Source organism: Bacteroidota bacterium (genome assembly GCA_030706565.1).
Classification (GTDB): Bacteria; Bacteroidota; Bacteroidia; order Bacteroidales; family JAUZOH01; genus JAUZOH01.
On sequence record JAUZOH010000426.1, the window covers coordinates 1 to 3067 of the forward strand.

The window sequence follows — 3067 nt, forward strand, 5'->3', positions numbered from 1 at the left end:
GCGACGATGATTTATCCCTTGCTGCCAATAATCCATCCCTGCTTATTCCGGAAATGGACAACCACCTGTTTTTCAATTATGTTGATTACATTGCCGACATTAATTATGGTTATGCATCCTATTCAAGAAATCAAAAAGGAATTGGAAGCTTTGCAGCCGGGATTCAATATATCAATTATGGCAGGTTTATAGGTGCAGACGAAACCGGCCTAAAAACCGGAAATTTTTATGCGGCAGAATATGCGCTGAACCTCATTTATAGCCGTCCCTTGGGTAAGGACAGCTGTTTCTATGCCGGAGTCAATATAAAACCTTTATATTCATCATTGGACAACTACAGTTCGCTGGGAATAGCAACGGATTGGGGCATCACTTATCACCGCAGCCCTTATTTCATGGCATCAGTGGTATTTAAAAATTTAGGTACACAAATTAAACCTTATTACAATCATTATTACGAACCTCTCCCTTTTGAAATACAGGCTGGAATCTCACAAAAACTGGAACATGCGCCTTTCAGATTTTCATTTGTCTTTCAACACCTCGAAAAACCAGATATGACCTATACCGTCACTGACAGCAGCAGTTCAGAAAACGCAGGAAGCGGGCAAAAGGGTGTACTTAACAAACTGGGCGACAAATGCATGAGGCATTTGATTATAGGAGTTGAATTTACTCCTTTTAATAACTTTTTTCTGCGTGCAGGGTACAATTATCAAAGGAGAAAAGAAATGCAGGTCGAACAAAGAATTGGAATGGTGGGCTTTTCGTGGGGAATAGGATTAAAAATCTCGAAATTTCATATCGACTATGGTCATTCAGCCTACCATCTTGGGGCCGTTGTAAATCAATTTTCTATAGGAATGAATTTAAGCGAGTTTTATCACAAAACTTCATTTATAAGAGAAGAAAAATAAGATTTTCCAAGTCTTGGTTATCTTTGTATTTTCATATTTCAACAGCAAAATGGACAATAAATTAGTGATAGCCATTGATGGATACTCATCCTGTGGGAAAAGTACTTTTGCAAAGGCGTTAGCCCAGGCCATGAACTATGCTTATATAGACAGTGGAGCCATGTACAGGGCAGTTACCCTGGCATTCATGCGAAACGGAATGATCGAAAACCACCAGGTCAACAAGCAGGGTATTGACGAAAAACTGAACGGAATTGAAATTTCTTTTAGATATAATCCTCAAAACAAAAAGAATGAAACCTGGCTTAACGGCGAAAATATCGAAGAAGAAATCCGGGAAATCAAAGTTTCAGAAAACGTGAGCCCTGTGAGCAAAATCAAAGAAGTACGTAATAAATTGGTATCCCTGCAACGGAAAATGGGGGAACAAAAAGGCATCGTCATGGATGGCCGAGATATCGGCACAGTTGTTTTCCCTGAAGCAGACCTGAAGATATTCATGACTGCAGATAAGAACATACGGGCCGAACGGCGCTACAAGGAATTAATAGGGAAAGGGCTTTCCGTCAGCTTTGAGGAAGTAAGAAAAAATTTGGAACAAAGGGATTTTATGGATGAAAACCGCAAAGAAAGCCCGCTGAAAAAAGCTGAAGATGCCATTTTACTTGATAATAGTCATCTTACACCAGAAGAAGAACTGGAGTGGATTTTGCAAATTATTAACTCAAAGTATCCATGCTGATTGAAATTGACAAAAATTCGGGTTTCTGTTTCGGCGTCGTAAAAGCCATTGAAATGGCAGAAAAGGAGCTGAAAGAATCAGGACATCTTTATTGCCTGGGGGAAATAGTGCATAACAATGTTGAAGTAAACCGTCTGGCCAAAGAAGGACTAGTGACTATAGATTTTAAAACCTTTAAGAAATTAAAGCACTGCAAAGTATTGATCAGGGCTCATGGAGAGCCGCCGGAAACATATAAAATTGCGGAGGAAAACGATATAACCATCATCGATGCGACCTGTTCTGTGGTATTAAAATTGCAAAAAAAAATAAAGCAGGGATACGAGAATGCTAAAAATAGTGAAAACGAAGGACAAGTCGTTATTTTTGGTAAGGAAGGCCATGCTGAAGTCAACGGCTTGGTAGGGCAAACCCATAATGAGGCCATTGTAGTCAATGATATTAACGACCTGTACAAAATTGATTTTTCGAAACCTATAGATCTTTTTTCACAAACTACTCAAAGTAAAAGCAAATTCAATCTTTTAAAACAGGAATTAATAGCCAGGATGTCCGAAGCAGGGATAAAACCTGAAAATTGCCTGAAAGCCAACGATACGGTTTGCCATCAGGTATCAAACCGGGAACCCAAGCTGAAAGAATTTGCCCAAAACCATGAATTGGTCATTTTTGTTAGCGGCCAGCAAAGTTCAAATGGTAAAATGCTGTATAAGGTTTGCAAAGAAGCCAATCCTAATACCCTATTTATCTCCGAAAGTAAAGAAATATCTGCAGATCTTTTTAAAAATATAAATAGTGTAGGAATTTGCGGAGCCACTTCAACCCCCTTATGGCTTATGGAAAAAATTGCAGACACCATAAAAAATCTGACAAAAATATGATCAATCTGTCAGTGAATCACAGTAAATAATTGCCTTTTTAAAATTTCTTCCTTTGATTTTTTATTTTTTTTTAAAATGAATAAACATAATTATTTTATTTTACATTTGTAAATGCTGAAAATGAGGATGAGCGTGTTTTTCATAAGATTATTCAGAAAAAAATAAAAGATATTATTTACTGCTTAAAAATTTAATCGTATGGGGAAAATCAAATGTGTAGGTATATTAACCTCGGGAGGTGATGCTCCAGGAATGAATGCGGCTATCAGAGCGGTTGTAAGAACAGCTATTTATCATCAACTACAGGTAATAGGAATAAAACAGGGTTATACGGGCATGATCAACGGGAATTTTGAAGAACTTTATGCCCACAGCGTCAGCGATATAATCCAGAAAGGCGGAACTATATTAAAAACAGCCAGAAGTGAAGAGTTTAGAACGCCCGAAGGCCGTAAAAAAGCTTATGATCAGTTACAAAGAGCGGGAATCAACGCCTTAGTTGTTATAGGCGGAGATGGTTCATTTAC

General features: G+C 38.0%; 4 protein-coding genes. All 4 read left to right on the forward strand.

Features of this window, described 5'->3' with window-relative positions:
• The coding region (porQ, locus tag Q8907_15095) for a type IX secretion system protein PorQ (protein MDP4275598.1) at positions 1-917 on the forward strand (917 nt) is incomplete at its 5' end.
• A 49-nt stretch (positions 918-966) separates the two neighbouring features.
• A complete protein-coding gene (gene cmk, locus Q8907_15100) occupies positions 967-1659 on the forward strand; it encodes a (d)CMP kinase (protein MDP4275599.1) in 693 nt (230 codons plus the stop codon).
• Positions 1653-2540, forward strand: a complete 888-nt coding sequence (locus Q8907_15105; GenBank protein ID MDP4275600.1) for a 4-hydroxy-3-methylbut-2-enyl diphosphate reductase — start codon at positions 1653-1655, stop codon at positions 2538-2540. Before cmk ends, Q8907_15105 begins: the two co-directional genes overlap by 7 nt.
• A gap of 198 nt (positions 2541-2738) precedes the next feature.
• A partial coding sequence (locus Q8907_15110) for a 6-phosphofructokinase (protein MDP4275601.1) occupies positions 2739-3067 on the forward strand: 329 nt, incomplete at its 3' end.